Origin of the sequence: Streptomyces sp. NPDC001822 (assembly GCF_042892135.1) — a bacterium.
GTDB lineage: Bacteria > Actinomycetota > Actinomycetes > Streptomycetales > Streptomycetaceae > Streptomyces.
This window is the reverse complement of record NZ_JBIATW010000026.1, coordinates 23,427-39,477: the sequence shown is the minus strand read 5'-3', so window position 1 is coordinate 39,477 and position 16,051 is coordinate 23,427. Positions and strand designations below refer to the sequence as shown.

Genomic DNA, 16,051 nt, shown 5'->3' with positions numbered 1-16,051 from the left:
GCGATCTCCCACAGCCCGTCCGGAACAATCCAACTCCACGTACCCCGCCCCATGACGAACTCAACGAGCCAGCCCCACATAGGACACGGTCTAAGAGGTCCTAACAAAGGCTTTGCGTGGATCGAGGGCTGATCAATCAGGCGGCTTCAGTGACCGATGTCGCATGCTTCGTAGCTCTTCAACCCGACCGTCAGCAGGGGCGGCACGAGTGTGTGCATGTACCAGCTCAGGTCGGTGAACTCGACCGAGTCAGGTAGACGCCGCCGGTTGATGGTCGGGATGAAGCTGCAGGTCATGCGGCCAGGGAAGAACAGGAGCTGACCGCCTGTGCTCGCCTTCCCGTGGTAGATGCAGACGGCCACGTGGTGGTTCGCGTTCTCGGGTGCGTCAAGGATGGCCAAGACATCCTGCGTGTGGTCGCGGGTCGTGGTCCGCCAGTCGTATAGGTCGTCGTCGTCGTTCACCATGAACGAGAGCGGATCCTCCAGCGCCCAACCTGTAGCGGCCAAGGCCCTGATGCTGGCGCGGACCGTGAGCTCGTGAGCGAAGGTGAAGTCGATGTCTGCGGTCCTGGACGACACTGATGGCTCCCGGTGAAGTTCGACGGCACCGCATCGTTGCCGAGGATGTGCCGAACTGTCGATCGAATTGCGGATCAAGGATCCTGGCAGAGGCGTTGGACGTGGCGGTAGGTGATGAGGCAGGTGGCGAGGCCGAGGAAGGCTTCGTGAATGTCGTCGCGTCTTTCCCAGCGGACGCGTAGGCGCCGGAACCCGTGGAACCAAGCGATGGTGCGTTCGACGACCCAGCGGTCGACGCCAAGGCCGGAGCCGTGCGGAACGCCGCGGCGGGCGATCACCGGTTTGATGCCCTGGGCCCAGACTAGACGGCGGTACTTGTCATGGTCGTAGCCCCGGTCGGCCAGCAGCACGTCCGGCCGGCGCCGTGGTCTGCCGACCAGGCCCGCTACGGACGGGATCTTCGCAAGCAGAGGCAACAGCTGCGTCACATCGTTGCGGTTTCCGCCGGTCAGCGACACAGCGAGTGGGATGCCCTGCCCGTCGACAAGGATGTGGTGCTTGCTGCCCGGACGTGCTCGGTCGACCGGGCTGGGTCCGCTTTTGGGCCGCGTCGGGCTGCCCGGACGTGGGTGGAGTCGATCACCGCCCGGGACCAGTCCAGCTGCCTCGCCGACCGCAGCTTCGTCAGCAGGACTGCATGGAGCCGGTCCCACACCTTGGCCTCGTTCCACGCGGCAAGGCGCCGCCAGCACGTCATGCCGGACCCGAAGCCGAGCTCCTGGGGTAGGTACTCCCACTGAATGCCGGTGTGCAGCACGAACAGGATCCCGCACAGAGCCCGCCGGTCGGGCACTCGCGGCCTGCCTGCCACCAGCTTCGGCACCGGGACCGGCAACAACGGCTCAATGAGCACCCACAGTTCATCCGAGACGATCCACGGCCGAGAGTTTCTTCTTGCCACGGATGTCCCAACGAGCATCCAAGCCGACAGTCACATGATCAACGGCTTCTGTTAGGACCTCTAAGCGCGGACGAGGCCCAGGTCTTGGTCCAGGAACAGCGTCTTGTCTCCGACCTTCACGGCCTGGGCCTTGCCCTGGCGGACCGGCTGACGCAGGACTCGGAGGTCTCCCAGCATGGGGTGCTCGGCCCACGAGGCAGGCAGACTGAGGGTGTCCGGCTCAGCGTCGCGGAACCAGTCGGCGCGGACGGGAATCGTGCGGCGCATCACCTGCCGGACGGATGAGGCCGGCATCCTGCCGTCCTTGGGCACGTCCGGCAGTGGCCGCTTGCCCTCGGCGTCGAGAGTAAGTTGGCCATCCTCCTGGGCATAGGCGCACAGCAGGCGCACCGAGTCCGCACCGAGACGAGTCGACAGCTCCCACTCGTCCTCTTCACCCTGCAAGTCATGCAGGTCATAGAGCTCGGCAACCTGCCGGGCGCGGCGCACAGCACGCAGTGCTGCCATGCTCCGCTCCGCTGTCTCCCTGCCCTTGTGCTCCACCCAAGCCTTCACCTCGGGGCTGCCGGAGACATTCCAGTCGAACTCTTCACCGTCACCGTGGACCGCCTCGACCAGCCTCTGCACATCCTCCGGAATGGCGATGCCGCCACCCTCGATCTCTGCCAGCATCCGAGACGTCTTTCCGAGCAGGTGCTCGGAATACACCTCACCCCACTGCACCGGCATCCGCCCACCGCCCACCAAGGGATCCAGGACGACAAGACGAGGCCCATCCGCCCACCCGGGGCGCCCGCGACCATCGGGGTACCCCTGCCTCTGCCAGTGATTCTCATGCCGCCAGCAGCGACCCGCCCGCTGCAGCAGCAACGACAGCGGGGCAAGATCGCTGATCACGACGTCCGCGTCCAGGTCCAGGGACTGCTCCACGACCTGCGTCGCCACCACAATCCGCCTAACCGGCCTCGGACCGCTCCGCCCCAGCCCCGCGGTCACCTCGACCGTACGCTCCTCCCGCACATCTCCAGGGAAACGAGCATGCAGCAACTGCACGCCGCCCCCCTCCTCATGAGAACGCCCGTCCATGTCTTCGCGGAGCCACAGATACGTCTCCTGCGCGTCACCCACCGTGTTGCACACCACCAAGGCGGTACCGCCGGAACTCGTCACGACCGGCTCCAACAGCCTCTTGATCACCTTCATCCGGTCCGCCACCACACCCTTCCCTCCGTGGACGACGCGCTCGACATCCACCCTGAGCCGCATGTTCCGCGTGCGGGCCTGCTCCCTCTGGCGAACCTCGGACATCTGCGCGCATGTACCGTTCTCGCCGTCCACGTACAGCCAGCCCGGGTAGGGCGCCGGGAAGGTCTGCCGCTTCAGCGCCTTCGACTTGTGGCCTGCACCCTGCAGATACTCCTTGATCAACCGATCGCTGACCGAGCCCGGCAAGGTCGCCGACAACAACACGACCGGCACTCCGTAGAAGCCCAGCCAGTTCAGCAACCGGCCCAGCAGCACCTGCATGTACGGATCGTAGGCGTGCGCCTCGTCCACGATGAAAGTCTTGTTCGACAGGGCCAGCATCCGCAAAGCGTTGTGCCGCACAGGCAGAACAGCCATCAACGCCTGGTCGATCGTCCCCACCGCGAACTGCGCCAGCAGAGGCCGCTTCGGGCCCCGCAACCACCGTCCCGGCAGCATGTCGGCCACCCGGCGCCGAGCCCCGGCCGGAGCCTCGTCGCCGTCACAAGTCACCACCCTGTCGCCGTCCAAATCGTCATCGCCATACGCACTGCTGAGCCACGCCATACTGTGCACCAAGGTCAGCCCGGCATCCTCCCCTGACTGATTCCGCAAGGTCCTGGCTACCCGGTCATACATCTGGTCGCTGGTAGCCATCGTCGGCAGCAGAAACACGTACCCATGCGTACCGAAAATCTTCGACAGGATCCGCTCCGCCTCCAGCGCGGTCTCCGACTTGCCGTCACCGGGTGCAGCCGTCACCAGCATGATGCCGCCCCGCCTCCCGCCACCCGCCGCAGCCGGCAGCTCCTCCATAACCGACTGCTGCAGGGGATTCGGCTCCCCCGCAATGCCGTACGCCTCAGCGAAGTCCTTACGCTCCAATTCCACCGGAGTCAGCCCGGCATCCCGCAGCAACCTGACCGCGTCTTCCTGCGAACGCCGGAAATGAGCGGTCAGCGAACCCTCAAGCGTCCGCTGTCGCTGACGAAGGTATCCCTCCTGGCTCACCAGCCAGTCCGCGAGAATCACCACCCCCGTCACCAACACGGCAACCGGAGCCTCGAACGACCCGGGCGCCGCCGGAGCCCCCAGCACATCGTGTACAGCCGCGGCATGCGCAGCCCGCTGCCCGGCCCACACTGCGTCACCGAGAAACGCCGGCCCGACGCCGTTCTCCAGACGGTGGAAACGGCCATGATGACCGCCGATGATCTCCGCCACTCGTTCAGTGGCGCTCATCTCGTCGTCGTCCTCGAAGCCCAGCACTTTCAGCACCTCGACCGCAGCAGTCATGCCCGCCACGTCATGCCCTGCCCGCTCGGTGCTCATCCGCTCGCTGCCCGCCGTCAGCTCGCTACTGAGGAACTGCGCAGCTCGCCGTGAACAGAACTGGAACCCCGACAGCTTCCCGATATCGTGCAGGCCAGCACACAGCCCGACGAGCGCACGCGCACGATCCAGCTCGCCGGCCAGACCCATCCCGTGAGCTATACGCGCTCTCTGATTGTCAGCCAGGTACACGTCCCACAAGTGAAGCGCCATCGCGGCCGCGTCAAGAAGGTGCCTCACCAGCGGGTAGGGAGGCAGCGCCGGATCCAGCCCACGGGACTTCCCCCACACCGACTCATCCACCAGGCTCCGCCTAGGCAGCACGCCCATCCCCTCCACTTCGCAACTCCGCCCGGCAGCGGAAGTCGCCCGATCGCATCCAAGCACTCCGCACTGACACCGATCGCCGTGTGGGGGCTCCGTGCTCACATCGGCAACTCTGCAAGCCGCAGCTGGCTAAGCTGATGTCATGCGACTGACCGAGCACCCCAGCTCCTCAAGAATGGCAAAGAACACGCAAAGCCCTTCTTAAGGCGCAGGTCAGGAAGCGTCCTCCCCGCCGACGCGGGGGTGTTCCGCGGGAACCGTAGTGGCTTGGTCAAGGAGCTGAGTCCTCCCCGCCGACGCGGGGGTGTTCCGTCCTCGACATGCTCACCCCCGATGACGACGACGTCCTCCCCGCCGACGCGGGGGTGTTCCGTACGAGTCGACGGTCTGGATGGCGTTCGGGAGGTCCTCCCCGCCGACGCGGGGGTGTTCCATGTTGAGCCGATACTTAGTGGCGATGCTCGAAGTCCTCCCCGCCGACGCGGGGGTGTTCCGTACACGGCGAGCCGCTTCGGGTCGGTCATCCGGTCCTCCCCGCCGACGCGGGGGTGTTCCGGGGGCTGAGCGGGGGGTCGGTCCCTCCGGTCGGTCCTCCCCGCCGACGCGGGGGTGTTCCGGGCGCGGCCGGTGCGACGGGTGTCCTGCGAGCGTCCTCCCCGCCGACGCGGGGGTGTTCCGCGAGCGTCCCGCTGCCGGACGACTGGGACTCGGTCCTCCCCGCCGACGCGGGGGTGTTCCGTCGGCCCAGTCCTCGTACCCGACGCGCACCTTGTCCTCCCCGCCGACGCGGGGGTGTTCCGCGCATGAGCGCGTTCGTAGAGATTCCCCTCCCGTCCTCCCCGCCGACGCGGGGGTGTTCCGAGTGCGGATATCACTGGCTGCGCCGCCCCTCGGTCCTCCCCGCCGACGCGGGGGTTTTCCGATGCCAGGGCCGTACGCGCGGCCCTGACCGCCGTCCTCCCCGCCGACGCGGGAGTGTTCCGGTCCTCAAGGACAACCCTGGCATCACTGACGCGTCCTCCCCGGCGACGCAGGGGTCAAAGTGGGGGCGATGGTGGGCCACTGCTCGAGAATGTTGCCGCCAGCTGCGGCCAGTTCCCAGCCGCGTTCCGCGACCATTCTGCTGATCGCGGTCCCGAACGACAGCGGGTCCCTGCTGGTGGTGCCCGTACCGCGGCGTGGTGCGGATGCGCCTGTACGGCGCTTGGGCTTGGGTGCGGTCTTTGCTGCGGCCTGGGCTGCGCGGAGGGCAACGCGGGGAAGGTCGAAGCCACTGACCTCGGTCACGCAAGGGCTCCCGTCAAAGTGGTGGTGGCGAGGAACTCGGCCATGTCGGATGCGGCTGCAGCATCCGTGAGGTCGTCCAGGCCCTGCTCGGACTGCCGGACGGAGTAAGCGGCCAAACCGGCGGCAAGACCATCCAGGACACTGCGCACCAGGTCCCAGCGGGGAGCGGTGAATACCCCGGGTGCCGCCTCGTTGTCCCAGGGTTCGGGCGTCTCCAGTGCAGCTGCGGTGTGCTCGGCGGATGCCTGTCGGGCCAACTGGACGCGGATGTACTCAGCCGGGCGCGCCGGGCGCCAGGTCAGCATCCAGGAGTGGAGCTCCGCCGCAATTGTGTCGGCATCCAGACCAGCGTCCAGCAGTGGACGCAGTACGTATTCGAGGCGCCGCAGCCGAACGCCTTGGGTCCACTGGACACGGGCCCGCACCTGCCTGGTGATCCAGATACCGCGCTGCACCTGTCGAGCGGTCCGTCGAGGCCCCCGCTCCTCGCTGCTGCTCTTGCCGGGGAGGGGTGATGCGGTGGAGCGGCTCGCGCGCTTGCGCGAGGTGTCGTTACTACCACTCTCAACCTGAACTTCAGGTGATCGGTGGTAACGACCAGGAGAATGGGGCTCACACACCCCTGAACTGGAGTTATCCACAGATCGGTTATCCACAGGGCTACCCCCCTGCTGGCTCCGTGCCGCTGATGCCGCGACCGCGCGCTCTCGGCCGGCCTGGGTCATCCCGCAGACCCGGGCCTCGTAGCCGGATCCAATGAGACGGTGCCCCATAGCGTGGTCGTACACCGTCGGGATCACCGCGGCGTAGATGGTGGAGGTGGCCGTGTACGCACGGCCGGGGAGACGCAGATTGCGCTTGCTGCCATGCCGCCACCACGCGAGTGCGCCCAGTTCCCGGAGGATCTTCACGTGGCGCTTCACCGTCGCCACAGACAGCCCCGTGCGCCGGGCAGTGGCGACGAGCCCGTACATCACGAGCCCACGCCGGTAGTCCATCCGGGAAGCCAGATTGCCCGCGACCACGAGTGTCGTCGGCCCCGACCGGGGATGCAGACCAGCACCGACCAACCACTCCACCGAACGCAGCCACGCACGCGGCTCCGCCCGACGTGACCGCGTGTGCTCGACGTCCTGGGACATGCCGAGCACGCACGGCACCGTGATGACCGAGGTGCCATCGGCAGAGAGGTGGGTACGGCTCGAAGCGTCGGCGGCTGCTGCCGCGGGCGCGTTCATCGGTTCGCCGATGCTGCTAGGCAGCTGGCTGAAGTGGGTGCCGCCGGCAGTAGGAGTGCACGTGCATCAGTCGCGGGGAAGAACGGTGAAGCTGCGGTTGACCCAAGGCGGCGACGTGCCAATGCCGGTCGAAAGAAACCGTAAGAAAAATGGGCAAACCGGAATGCGGCAGAGCGCATAGCGGTCGACCCTGCGCAGATGCGCAGGCGGTACATCAAGGCGAAATCCCCTGGTTAGGGGAGCCATGACCTGCTGATGTGACCTGACTGGGCCCAGGAAATGGTGGCGATCCGTGACGGGGCCGCTTATCCTGGGTACAGGTGACCACGAGGACCGCAAGGTCCACGGGTACACCCCGGCGAGGTCACCTCACCGGACACGACTCGGATTGCTTGGTAGGCGCGAGTCGACTTAGAAACCGCTTCGTCCTTGCCGGGACGGGGCGGTTTCGTCGTTCCTAAGGGGAACGGGCGGATGTTGTCATCAGGTCACTCCTGGAGGTCGCCGGTGGCCGGGTCCGCGGACTGGGGGTGCTTGATAGCCAGGCCTGCGAGCAGCCGGATGTATGCCTGCCTGTGCGGCTCTCGAGGTTCGACCTTGCCGGTCTCCCAGCGGGCCACAGCCAGTCGCCTGACACCCAACAGATCGGCTACCTGCTGCTGTGTCAGCTTGTCGGCCTTACGGAGGCGTGCGCGCACATCGGGTGACGGCAAATCGGGAGTCCGAGTCAGAACGGCATCCACAGCTGCGAGCAGATCCACCACCGAGACCTCCTTTGATCATCCTGAGATCGACTGAAAGATACATCATCAACACTTCCAGGTACCGCAGGACCTGACAGCGTGTTCTCCGAGCGGTCAGGCCAGCGCATCGGCGCGTTCGGCCAGTTCGAGGAGGTCTCGTGTGGCATGGTCGCCGGCAATCAGCACGAGCTCTCGAATCGCAGACCGTGCCGCTTGATGTGTTCGAATGAGTTCGGGCGCGACCTCCTCGGCGCTCAGTAGGCAGTTCAGGGCCTCTCCCCCGTGTCGACGCTGCACGTGAGCTCGCCCCAGATCCATGAGGAGCCGAGCTCGCCGTTCCGGAGAGAGCTGCGAGGCGTCGATCGTCGATCCGATATCCAAGGCCTCGCCCGCATCTCCCAGCTCCACCGCCGTGCTTACTGCCTGAATCTCCACGTTGTCCGGCCCGAACTCCAAGTTGAAGTCGTTCCGGTTTCCACCGAGCTGAGCTGCGATCGAGCGCGCCAGAGCGATCTCTTCCTTGGCTCCGGACCGCGCTCCGGAGCGCGCCCGGACGAGTGCGAGTGCCAGGTGCAGAGAGCCAAGGGCAGACAGCGCTTCAGGCGAGCTCCCTCCGTGATCACGAAGCGCGTCGATAGCCGTTTGGGCTGCATGCTCCGCCTGGCCGAGACTGCGGAGACGGACGAACGCCTGGACCATCCTGAAAACGCTGGCGCAGACGTGCAGGGGGTCACCGGAGCGCTCCGCAGCAAAAATCGCACGATCGGCGGCCACCCAGGCGGCATCCGCCTCGTCTTGCCGGACGAACGCAGCGGACAGCGCCTGGTACGCGCGTGAGATCTGAAGGTAGAGGGCCGGCTGCTGCGCTGTTGGGACTGTGCGGACGGCCTGCTCCAGTTCAGGTACCAGCTCTACGGCCAGTACGCCGACCCGGGCGAGCTGGCCAGCGTGGGTGAGGTCCCAGAGGTCTCCGACATCAGCTTGAAGGTCTTGCACGGTTCGCGGCTGGTGCTGACTAGCCCCAGCGAGGAGTGTCCGAAGAGCGGGATGCCCGGAAAGCAGCCGGCGAACCTCGTCCAGGTCGTTGGACAAGGCAGGGCCACCCGGGCCATCTACCGGGGAGCCGGAGTCGGCAGGTGCACTCGGCCTCAACTGCTGAACGGAGACCCCGAGCTCGTCTGCGATCTGCTGCAGCAGATCCATGCGTTGGACCGGCTGGATGCCGCGTTCCACCTGTGACAGCCAGCTGCTCGTCTTGCCGAGCGCCGCAGCGAATTCTGCCTGGGTTCGCCCCAGCTCTTTGCGGAATTTCTGAACGCGCTGCCCGAAGACCCGGTCGTGGGGGTCGACGTCCTTGCCGCTGGGCTTCATGCCTGGCCTGCCCCAGGGCGCTTGCTCAGCGTGCCCATCTCGTCCAGGAAGGCGACTTCCACATTGCTGAGCAGGGGCTCGCGGGCAGCGAGAAAGCGCTTAGTGTGTTCCTGCTGCTCGTGCGTCTCGAACGCCCCTCTGTCCACGTAGAGCTCATAGAAGACCCTCACCAAGGGCTCTTTAACTGGCGTATGGACTACGTAGGCCAGCGTCCCGAGCTCAGCTCTGATGCCTCCGATGGTCTGGGCGAGTAGATCGTCGAACTGCTGAGCAGCCGACGCATCTCGCAGGGTGAACCGCACTGTCAGTGCAAAGCCGCTGCTGCGCACGGAGTCCTCCTCTCTATCCAGCGAAATCTCACCCATGCTCTCACAGGTGAAGCCTGGGTGCTAGGTAGCAGTAAAAGTGTTGACTCGCACTCATAGTGCTAGTAGTCTATGAGTGTTCCTAGCTCGAACACCTGGGCCTGGGAGCACTCACGACCGCAGCAGATCGCCACTTCGGTGGCCCCCTGGAGTCTGAGGCACCTTCAACTCCTCCGGTGGGACCAGGACTGCTTAATGCACGTCGCAGCGCAGTTGCGCTGTCCGTCCTGCATGACGCCGGTTAGCCGTGCGGCCTGGAGGGCGGAGAGAGCACCCGCGACGCTCCCGCCACTCCCGACATGAGGAGCTCCCTATGTCCGCACAGACCATCGAGCGCACCGCCCAGCAGCGAGTGCGTCGGACCCGTACCAGGGCCGTCAGCCCCCTTCCCGCTCTTGCCCTCTCGACCCTTCCTCCGCACGAGTACGACCTGAGGCCGGCCTGTGTCTCTCTGGTCTGCCCGAGCTGCCGGACCTGGGTGCCGATCAACAAGCCCCGGGGGCAGCAGCCGAAGTTGGTGCCGCACCACACGGAGCCTGCTGGCTCCGAGAACGCGGTCCGCTGTCTGCTCGGTAGCAACCGCCGAGTTGTTCTCGACGTGGACATCGAGCGCTGGTGGCAGCGTCTGGAGGAGGGCGTCTCCGAGACCGACGGCCGCCGCTCGAATCGAGTGACCCGCAAGCCGCGGACAGCGGTCACCCCGGCCGTCAGCCAGATCCTGGCCCCGCTGGTGATGGACACGAGGACCACGCTCCGGCGCTGCCAGGACCACGTGAAGGGCTGCTCGACCTGCGGCAAGCCCGGCTCTGCCCGCTGCATTGATGGCGACAGGCTCGCTCGTCTCTACGCATACAAGGCGGCCCGCTCCGCTCCCCGACGCCCGGCGCTTACCACCCGGGAGGAGCTGGCGGAGCTGCGGGAGCAGAACGCGTGGAGGCTGCGCGAGCTCCAGTGGGCATCGACCGCCGACAAGGTGAATCGGGCAGACATCCAGCGGGCTCGTGATGCGCTCGTGGCGATGCTCCAGTCCCTCAGCCCGAAGAAGGCCAGTGGACCGCAACTGACCGACTGGGAGCGGGCCGACCTCATGAGCGCAATCGCGCTCCTCGCAACCAAGGTTGAGCAGCTGAGCCGCTAGACCGCTGCCTCACGAACGATCACGGCCCCGGCCACCCCGCGAGAAGGGGGTGGCCGGGGCCGTGTCCGCTCGTAAGCCACTTCAGGGCCACAGGGCCCGACTGCCCGTCTGAAAGGATCTTCCATGCAGCACAAGCAGCGTCGTCTCCTGGGTCTGGCCAGCACCTTTGCTCGATACGAGCGTCCACTGCTCGCCTTCGTCAACGAGCATCTGGAAACCGCGGATCACCGGCGCGGCCCTGAGCTGGCCCGCCTGGCGTGGGCGTCGGCCCTGGGTTCGCTCCACGTGGCAGCCGACTCCGGTATGGAGGGTGATCTCCCAGCCTGGCTGGCCAGTGCTGCTCGCCGGATCGTGCGCGAGCAGACCTCACCGGCCCACTACGCCCAACTCCTGACCGTGGTGGGGGAGCCGCTCAGTCAGGTGACGCCCACGGATTCCCTAGCAGCGTGATCCACATTCAGTAGGGAGGCACCGATGACCTACGAAGAGGCTCTGGAAACAAGCAAACAGGCTGGCGCAGCACATGCTGCTGACCCTGCTCTGATGGCCAGCTTCTGTGCTGGTCCGCTGCAGACGCTGTGCGGTGCCGTCTCGCCGCGGCTCGTCTGGGCGGGAGCACAGGCTCTTGGGATGACAACTCCCGATCTGGCCGCGATGTGCGCTGACCGTCCGCAGGAGGTCGCTGACCTGCAGTGGGCCGCGTAGCGCACTGGGAATCCCGTCTGGACGTACAACCACGGCCGCCGTCACACCCGATCGTCTCGGTTGTGACGGCGGCCGTGGCTGCTCGTACAGCAGTCAGAAGGGCGACGCGCCCTCGGGGGCCTAATCCCGGGGCGCGTCTTCGCACGTCACCCTCTAGCGAAGGGCAACACGCGCATGAGCAGCATGACATTGGCCCCCGCACGACCGGCGCACCGGGCCGGGCTTTCCGCCGCCCTGGGTGCGGGGACGATCGACGACATCGGCCGCGAGGACGACCAGCGCGGCTACGAGCGGGACGAGACCGACCAGTTCCACCAGCTCGTCGATCACCTGGTCGCGGACGGTGACGCCCGCGCCCGATCCGCCGGCCGCCGGGCACGGCGCACCCTCCCTGAGATGGCACCCGGTTACGAACGGCAGCCGGTACTCCTCCTCACCCGCCCGCTCACCTTCCGATCGGCGGACGACGCGTGCCCGCTGTGCGGCCTGTGGACGTGTGCCTGTGGCGGCATCGCCCCGGCCCCCACCGAGAACAGCGGCCAGTTGCAGTGCGACCGGTGCAGCGGTTGGTTCGGTTACACCGGCTGGACGTGCGGGGCCTGCCTGGCAGTCGGCGCACAGATGGCGCTGCCGATGCGGCCGACCCCGCACGAGCGGGACGGCCGCACCGAGCCGTCCCCCGCTCCCGCTCGGCCGCACGCTGCGGCACCCGAGCGGCACCGGCCCTGACCTGGCACATAGGAGCCGCCCGCACCGCCCAGCACGTTGCGGCGCGGGCGGCCGTCGTATGCGGCCTGGCCCACTTCGTCACCTTCGCGTTCCTGGCGGATGCCTCTGCGGCGGCCGCCAGGGCGTGGGACCGGGGCAATCCCGTCATCGATACCCACCCTCGCGAGAGGCACCACCCCCCTGATGGGCAACGACCTCCACATCCGCTATATGAACGCCGCCGACACCTGGCGCGCCCACCTAGCGGGCTGCACCACCTGCCAGCACGGCACCCCCTGCAAGGCCGGTGCCCCGCTCGCCGAGCTTTTCGTCCGCCTCCAGGACGCTTACCTCAACCGCCGCCGCTCCCCCTGACTGCTGAACGGGATCGGTGGACAACTCCCGGCCCGCGCCGCAGTACTGCAGCCGCCCGGCCCGTCCGTACGGCGTGGCCGGGGTTTTCGCACGCTTCCGCCCGGGAGAGTCTCGGGTCCGCATCCCCGCAGGAGAGTCCATGCGTAGCAGCACCCAGCCCGACGCGACGACGACCCCCGACATCACCTGGCAGCCGGACTCGCTGTGCACACACACCCCGAAGTGTCCGTCAGCTGGCAGCCCCGACCGGGAGGCCGCCCGCATCGTGGCCGCTCACCCGGAGCAGGGCTGGAGCCTGCTGTGCAACGCGGTCCTGCTGTTTGAGGACACCGGGGAGCTCCTCCCTGACGGCCAGCTCGTCGCACCGCACCGGCCCGTGGCGGCCGGGGCCTGACGGCTGCCTGATCCGCTCGCTCCGCACGCCGCACCACGGCGTTGGGAGCGAGCGGTGACGGGGAGCCGGCCAGTCTTCGATGGCGCGGAAGCCAGTTTCGTGCCCGCCTGGTGGGAGTCACACAGCGTTTCGTGTTCACCCGGTGCGGACGGCAGCCCGTTTCGCCCTGCCCTCGCACCACTATCCTCGACGGCTCGCTTCCCCACCTCACCGCTCGCCCAGCAGGCGACCAGTACTGGGTGTGGCGGGCCGTGTTTCGTCCCCGTCGGCCGCTGTTTCGAGGACGCGTCCCGCGCGTTTCGGGAGCAGCCGCCAGCGTTTCGTCTATCCCTGATCCGCTCCTTCCCGGAGGCTTTCATGACCATCACCGAGTGGCCGCGGACAGCGGCCGGACCCGTCCTTGAACCGTCTGGACCGGACACCGTTTCGGTAGCACCGGAGCTGGTTTCGCAGACGCCGGAGACCGTTTCGGACTTGCCGAAGATCGCTTCGGATGCGGAAAGCGGAACCGGCTCGGAGCCGCTCTCGCGGCGCCTGACCGGTACCCAGACTTGGGCCGCTGTCGCGATCGTGGCAGCCGCGCTCGTCTTGGCCGGCATCGGCTTGTATCTGTCGTTTGAGCACGTGGCGGGCTTCGCTCATGAGGAGCTGCGCTTCGGGTCGTTGGGCAAGGGGCAGCTCTTCGCGTCCGGTGTCGATGTCGGCATTATGGTGATGATCGCCGTGGACCTGCTGATGGCGTGGTTGAAGCGTCCCATCAGCTGGATTCGGTATCCGGTGTGGCTGCTGACGGGTGCGACGGTCGTTCTCAATGCCGCGTCTGGTGCTCCGAGGGACCGTGGGTGGGAGCCGCTGGATTATGTTGCCGCGGGCGCGCACGGTGTGGTGCCGGTGCTCTTCATCGTGGTGGTGGAGCTGGGCCGGACGTCGATCGACCGGATTGTGCGTCCTGAGCAGGCGGAACGTGACTCGATCCCGTGGATGCGCTGGGCTCTCGCCCCGATCGCGACAGCTCAGATTTTCCGCCGGATGAAGTTGTGGGGGATTGCTTCCTACCCGGAGATGGTGCGCCGGGACCAGGCTCTGATCGCCTACAAGCAGTGGCTCAAGCGCACGTACAGCGGCAATCTGAGCAAGGCCACCGAGGACGAGAAGCTGCCGATGACGATGGCGCCTTACGGCTACACCGTCGGCGAGGCGCTGGCGATGCCTGCGCAGCAGGCACGTGATGCGGATGAGCGGGCGGAGCAGGCCGAGCGTGAGCGGTTGGACGCGGAGACGCGCCGGGAGCTGGCGCAGAAGCAGGCGCTGGCCGAGCGTGCGGAGGCTCAGGGTCAGCTCGATGAGGTGCTGGCCCGGGTCGATGGTCAGACGGGCCAGGCGAGGGCTCACGCGCGGGCCCAGGTGAGTGCTGCGGAGCGTGCCGCTGAGCTGGAGGAGGCGGCGCTGCAGACTGCGGTGGTCGCGGAGGCTCGTGCCCGTGAGGCGGAGGCGGTACGGAGGGAGTCTGAGGAGAGGGAGGCTACGGCTGCGGCGGATGTCCGCGCGGCCGAGTTGGAGTGGGAGACGGCGGAGAAGCGGAAGCTGGCGGCGGAGGCCGACCGGGTCGCCGCTGCGGAGGCTGAGGCGATCGAGACGCGGACCATCGCCGAAGCCCGTCGGGCGGCTGCCGAAGCCGACCGGGTCGCCGCCGAAATCCTGAAGGACGCCGCCGAAACGCGGTTGGCCGCCTCCGAAGCCGCGCGCAAGGAAGCCGAGGAGGAGGAGCGCCGGGAGGCAGCTCTCGCCGACATCGAGGGGAACCGGCGAAAGGCAGCCGATCACGCGAAGGCTGGTGCCGAAGCCCGGCTCGCCGCCGCCGAAGTCGAGCGGCGCGCTGCCGAAATCGAGGACGAGGCCAAGCTGTCACCCCGTCAGCGTGCGGTTCGCAAGGTCGCACGGATGGCGCTTACGGCCGGCCTGATGCCGGAGAGCCTCGCGTACGAGGACGTGCACACGGAGTTGTGCCGGTTGGTGTCGATCGCCGATGTCCAGCGCGAGACCGCGGTGTCGTCCACCGACACAGCCTCCAAGTACCGCACCGAGGCCGTCGAGATCCTCGCCCAGGGATACCGGGCCTGACCAGTGAGAACGTCCGGCACCACCAGTGAGGGCCAGCCCATCGGAAGTGGGCTGGCCCTCGCCGCGACTGCCGGAAGAAGCAGTCGCTTCCACCAGTACAGCAGGAGGTACGTCCCGTGAACGGCAATGACTCAACACCCGCGCCGCTGGCCGACGTCGCGCAGAACGCGGAGGCCATGGCCCGCTACCTCGCCAGCATGCAGCGCGTGCTGCTCGACATGGGCGCCAACCTGGAGATCCTCCTGCGGGAGGCCCGCATCCACTGCCGCAACACCAGCGTGGAGGGTGACCGTTGGTACCACGCCAGGATGCGGGCGATGCCGGTCGAGAAGGCGCTCAAGGATGTGCTCAGGAACGTGAACAGCCTGACGGCCGGGCTGGAGAAAAGTGCCTACAAGCGTCGGGCCCACGACGAGGCGGTCGTGAACACCGGCCGCACCCGCAAGGAAAAGGCCCTCGAAAAGGCGCAGAAGAGGCAGCCGATCACTTCGGCACCGAATGCTGGGCAGGACGGTGACACCGGCGGGAATGCGGACTATGGTGTTCCCACGTCGATTTACGACCTCGGAAAGAAGAGGTCTGCGTGACGACGGCTGGCCGCCCGCTCACCAAGGCCGAGCGGAAAAGGTTCAACCGGGCCCAGCACGAGAAGGCAATTCGGGAAGACCTGATCGGCAGGCACGGAAACGACCTCGGAAATTTTCTTTCCTGGCTCCGGATCATGAGTATCCAGGGCACGCAGCGGTTCCGGGACGGCGACACGTCGTTCATCCGGGACGTTGCTCTCGCCCTGGAGAACGTCTACCGGCGCTACAACACCTAGCCGCGCACCACACGAAGGGCCGTCCCCGGCGCGGGGGCGGCCCTTCGCTGTGGCCCAACGCGTGCCGCGCGTGCCGCGTGCCGCGCGTGACGTGCACGCGTGTACGCGAGGAAGTGGCGCCCCGTCAACCCCTGCTGGAGGGCCTGTGTCCGATGACCGCGACAGCAACGTGGTCCAGCTCCCCTCGCGGGGAGACCGTTCCGGGAGCATGCCGGAAGCACCCAATATCGACGGCCTGTTCTACACCGAACCCCCCGAGGAACCCCCGGCTCTGCCGCCGGAATCCCCGGAAGAGACCACCATGGAATTGCCGCCTATTCCGCGCCCCATGAATCCGGAAATGGCTTTGGCGTCCGAAGGCTTTCCCGCCGCTCCTGGAATTGATGACGGGGTCGGC

General features: G+C 67.2%; 16 protein-coding genes and 1 CRISPR repeat array. Of the genes, 9 read left to right on the top strand and 7 right to left on the bottom strand.

The window, feature by feature from the left end:
• Positions 1-146: 146 nt before the first annotated feature.
• The 7 genes from ACFYY2_RS34165 to ACFYY2_RS34135 all read right to left on the bottom strand — a co-directional run bounded on the left by ACFYY2_RS34165 (position 147) and on the right by ACFYY2_RS34135 (position 9,390).
• Entirely contained in the window at positions 147-581 is a 435-nt protein-coding gene (locus ACFYY2_RS34165) for a hypothetical protein (RefSeq protein ID WP_279570519.1), read from the bottom strand.
• A 74-nt stretch (positions 582-655) separates the two neighbouring features.
• A protein-coding gene (locus ACFYY2_RS34160; protein WP_388750476.1) for an IS5 family transposase occupies positions 656-1,500 on the bottom strand; the annotation gives its coding sequence in 2 pieces (ribosomal slippage) (positions 656-1,125 and positions 1,125-1,500; 846 coding nt in all).
• A gap of 42 nt (positions 1,501-1,542) precedes the next feature.
• Positions 1,543-4,389 carry a CRISPR-associated helicase Cas3' gene (gene cas3 / locus ACFYY2_RS34155; RefSeq protein ID WP_388750474.1) on the bottom strand — a complete coding sequence of 949 codons (2,847 nt, stop codon included), beginning with the start codon at positions 4,387-4,389 and terminating at the stop codon, positions 1,543-1,545.
• A 219-nt stretch (positions 4,390-4,608) separates the two neighbouring features.
• A CRISPR array of direct repeats spans positions 4,609-5,430; the repeat unit is 29 nt; unit sequence GTCCTCCCCGCCGACGCGGGGGTGTTCCG.
• Between the two features lie 239 nt (positions 5,431-5,669).
• Complete coding sequence (locus ACFYY2_RS34150) at positions 5,670-6,911, bottom strand: cell wall protein (RefSeq protein ID WP_388750471.1); 1,242 nt, start codon at positions 6,909-6,911, stop codon at positions 5,670-5,672.
• Positions 6,912-7,399: 488 nt separating this feature from the next.
• Complete coding sequence (locus tag ACFYY2_RS34145; protein WP_388750469.1) at positions 7,400-7,675, bottom strand: helix-turn-helix domain-containing protein; 276 nt, start codon at positions 7,673-7,675, stop codon at positions 7,400-7,402.
• Positions 7,676-7,768: 93 nt separating this feature from the next.
• Positions 7,769-9,025 carry a helix-turn-helix domain-containing protein gene (locus ACFYY2_RS34140; RefSeq protein ID WP_388750466.1) on the bottom strand — a complete coding sequence of 419 codons (1,257 nt, stop codon included), beginning with the start codon at positions 9,023-9,025 and terminating at the stop codon, positions 7,769-7,771.
• The gene (locus ACFYY2_RS34135; protein WP_388750463.1) at positions 9,022-9,390 is read right to left on the bottom strand and encodes a putative quinol monooxygenase; all 369 of its coding nucleotides are present in this window, start codon (positions 9,388-9,390) and stop codon (positions 9,022-9,024) included. The genes ACFYY2_RS34140 and ACFYY2_RS34135 overlap by 4 nt, the downstream gene beginning before the upstream one ends.
• Before the next feature lie 313 nt (positions 9,391-9,703).
• On the opposite strand from ACFYY2_RS34135, the gene ACFYY2_RS34130 reads away from it, so the two are divergent.
• The 9 genes from ACFYY2_RS34130 (at position 9,704) to ACFYY2_RS34090 (ending at position 15,654) form a co-directional block, all read left to right on the top strand.
• The gene (locus ACFYY2_RS34130; RefSeq protein ID WP_388750461.1) at positions 9,704-10,528 is read left to right on the top strand and encodes a hypothetical protein; all 825 of its coding nucleotides are present in this window, start codon (positions 9,704-9,706) and stop codon (positions 10,526-10,528) included.
• A gap of 123 nt (positions 10,529-10,651) precedes the next feature.
• Entirely contained in the window at positions 10,652-10,978 is a 327-nt protein-coding gene (locus ACFYY2_RS34125) for a hypothetical protein (RefSeq protein WP_388750459.1), read from the top strand.
• Between the two features lie 24 nt (positions 10,979-11,002).
• Positions 11,003-11,233: a hypothetical protein gene (locus ACFYY2_RS34120; RefSeq protein WP_388750457.1), complete on the top strand. Its 231-nt coding sequence runs from the start codon at positions 11,003-11,005 to the stop codon at positions 11,231-11,233.
• Between the two features lie 174 nt (positions 11,234-11,407).
• Positions 11,408-11,962, top strand: coding sequence for a hypothetical protein (locus ACFYY2_RS34115; RefSeq protein WP_388750455.1), 555 nt, complete (start codon positions 11,408-11,410; stop codon positions 11,960-11,962).
• Between the two features lie 183 nt (positions 11,963-12,145).
• Complete coding sequence (locus tag ACFYY2_RS34110) at positions 12,146-12,316, top strand: hypothetical protein (RefSeq protein WP_388750452.1); 171 nt, start codon at positions 12,146-12,148, stop codon at positions 12,314-12,316.
• Between the two features lie 202 nt (positions 12,317-12,518).
• Entirely contained in the window at positions 12,519-12,710 is a 192-nt protein-coding gene (locus tag ACFYY2_RS34105) for a DUF5999 family protein (protein WP_388750479.1), read from the top strand.
• Positions 12,711-13,067: 357 nt separating this feature from the next.
• Positions 13,068-14,831 carry a DUF2637 domain-containing protein gene (locus ACFYY2_RS34100; protein WP_388750450.1) on the top strand — a complete coding sequence of 588 codons (1,764 nt, stop codon included), beginning with the start codon at positions 13,068-13,070 and terminating at the stop codon, positions 14,829-14,831.
• 116 nt (positions 14,832-14,947) lie between these two features.
• Positions 14,948-15,418 carry a hypothetical protein gene (locus tag ACFYY2_RS34095; protein WP_388750447.1) on the top strand — a complete coding sequence of 157 codons (471 nt, stop codon included), beginning with the start codon at positions 14,948-14,950 and terminating at the stop codon, positions 15,416-15,418.
• Entirely contained in the window at positions 15,415-15,654 is a 240-nt protein-coding gene (locus ACFYY2_RS34090; RefSeq protein ID WP_388750444.1) for a hypothetical protein, read from the top strand. The genes ACFYY2_RS34095 and ACFYY2_RS34090 overlap by 4 nt, the downstream gene beginning before the upstream one ends.
• Positions 15,655-16,051: the final 397 nt, after the last annotated feature.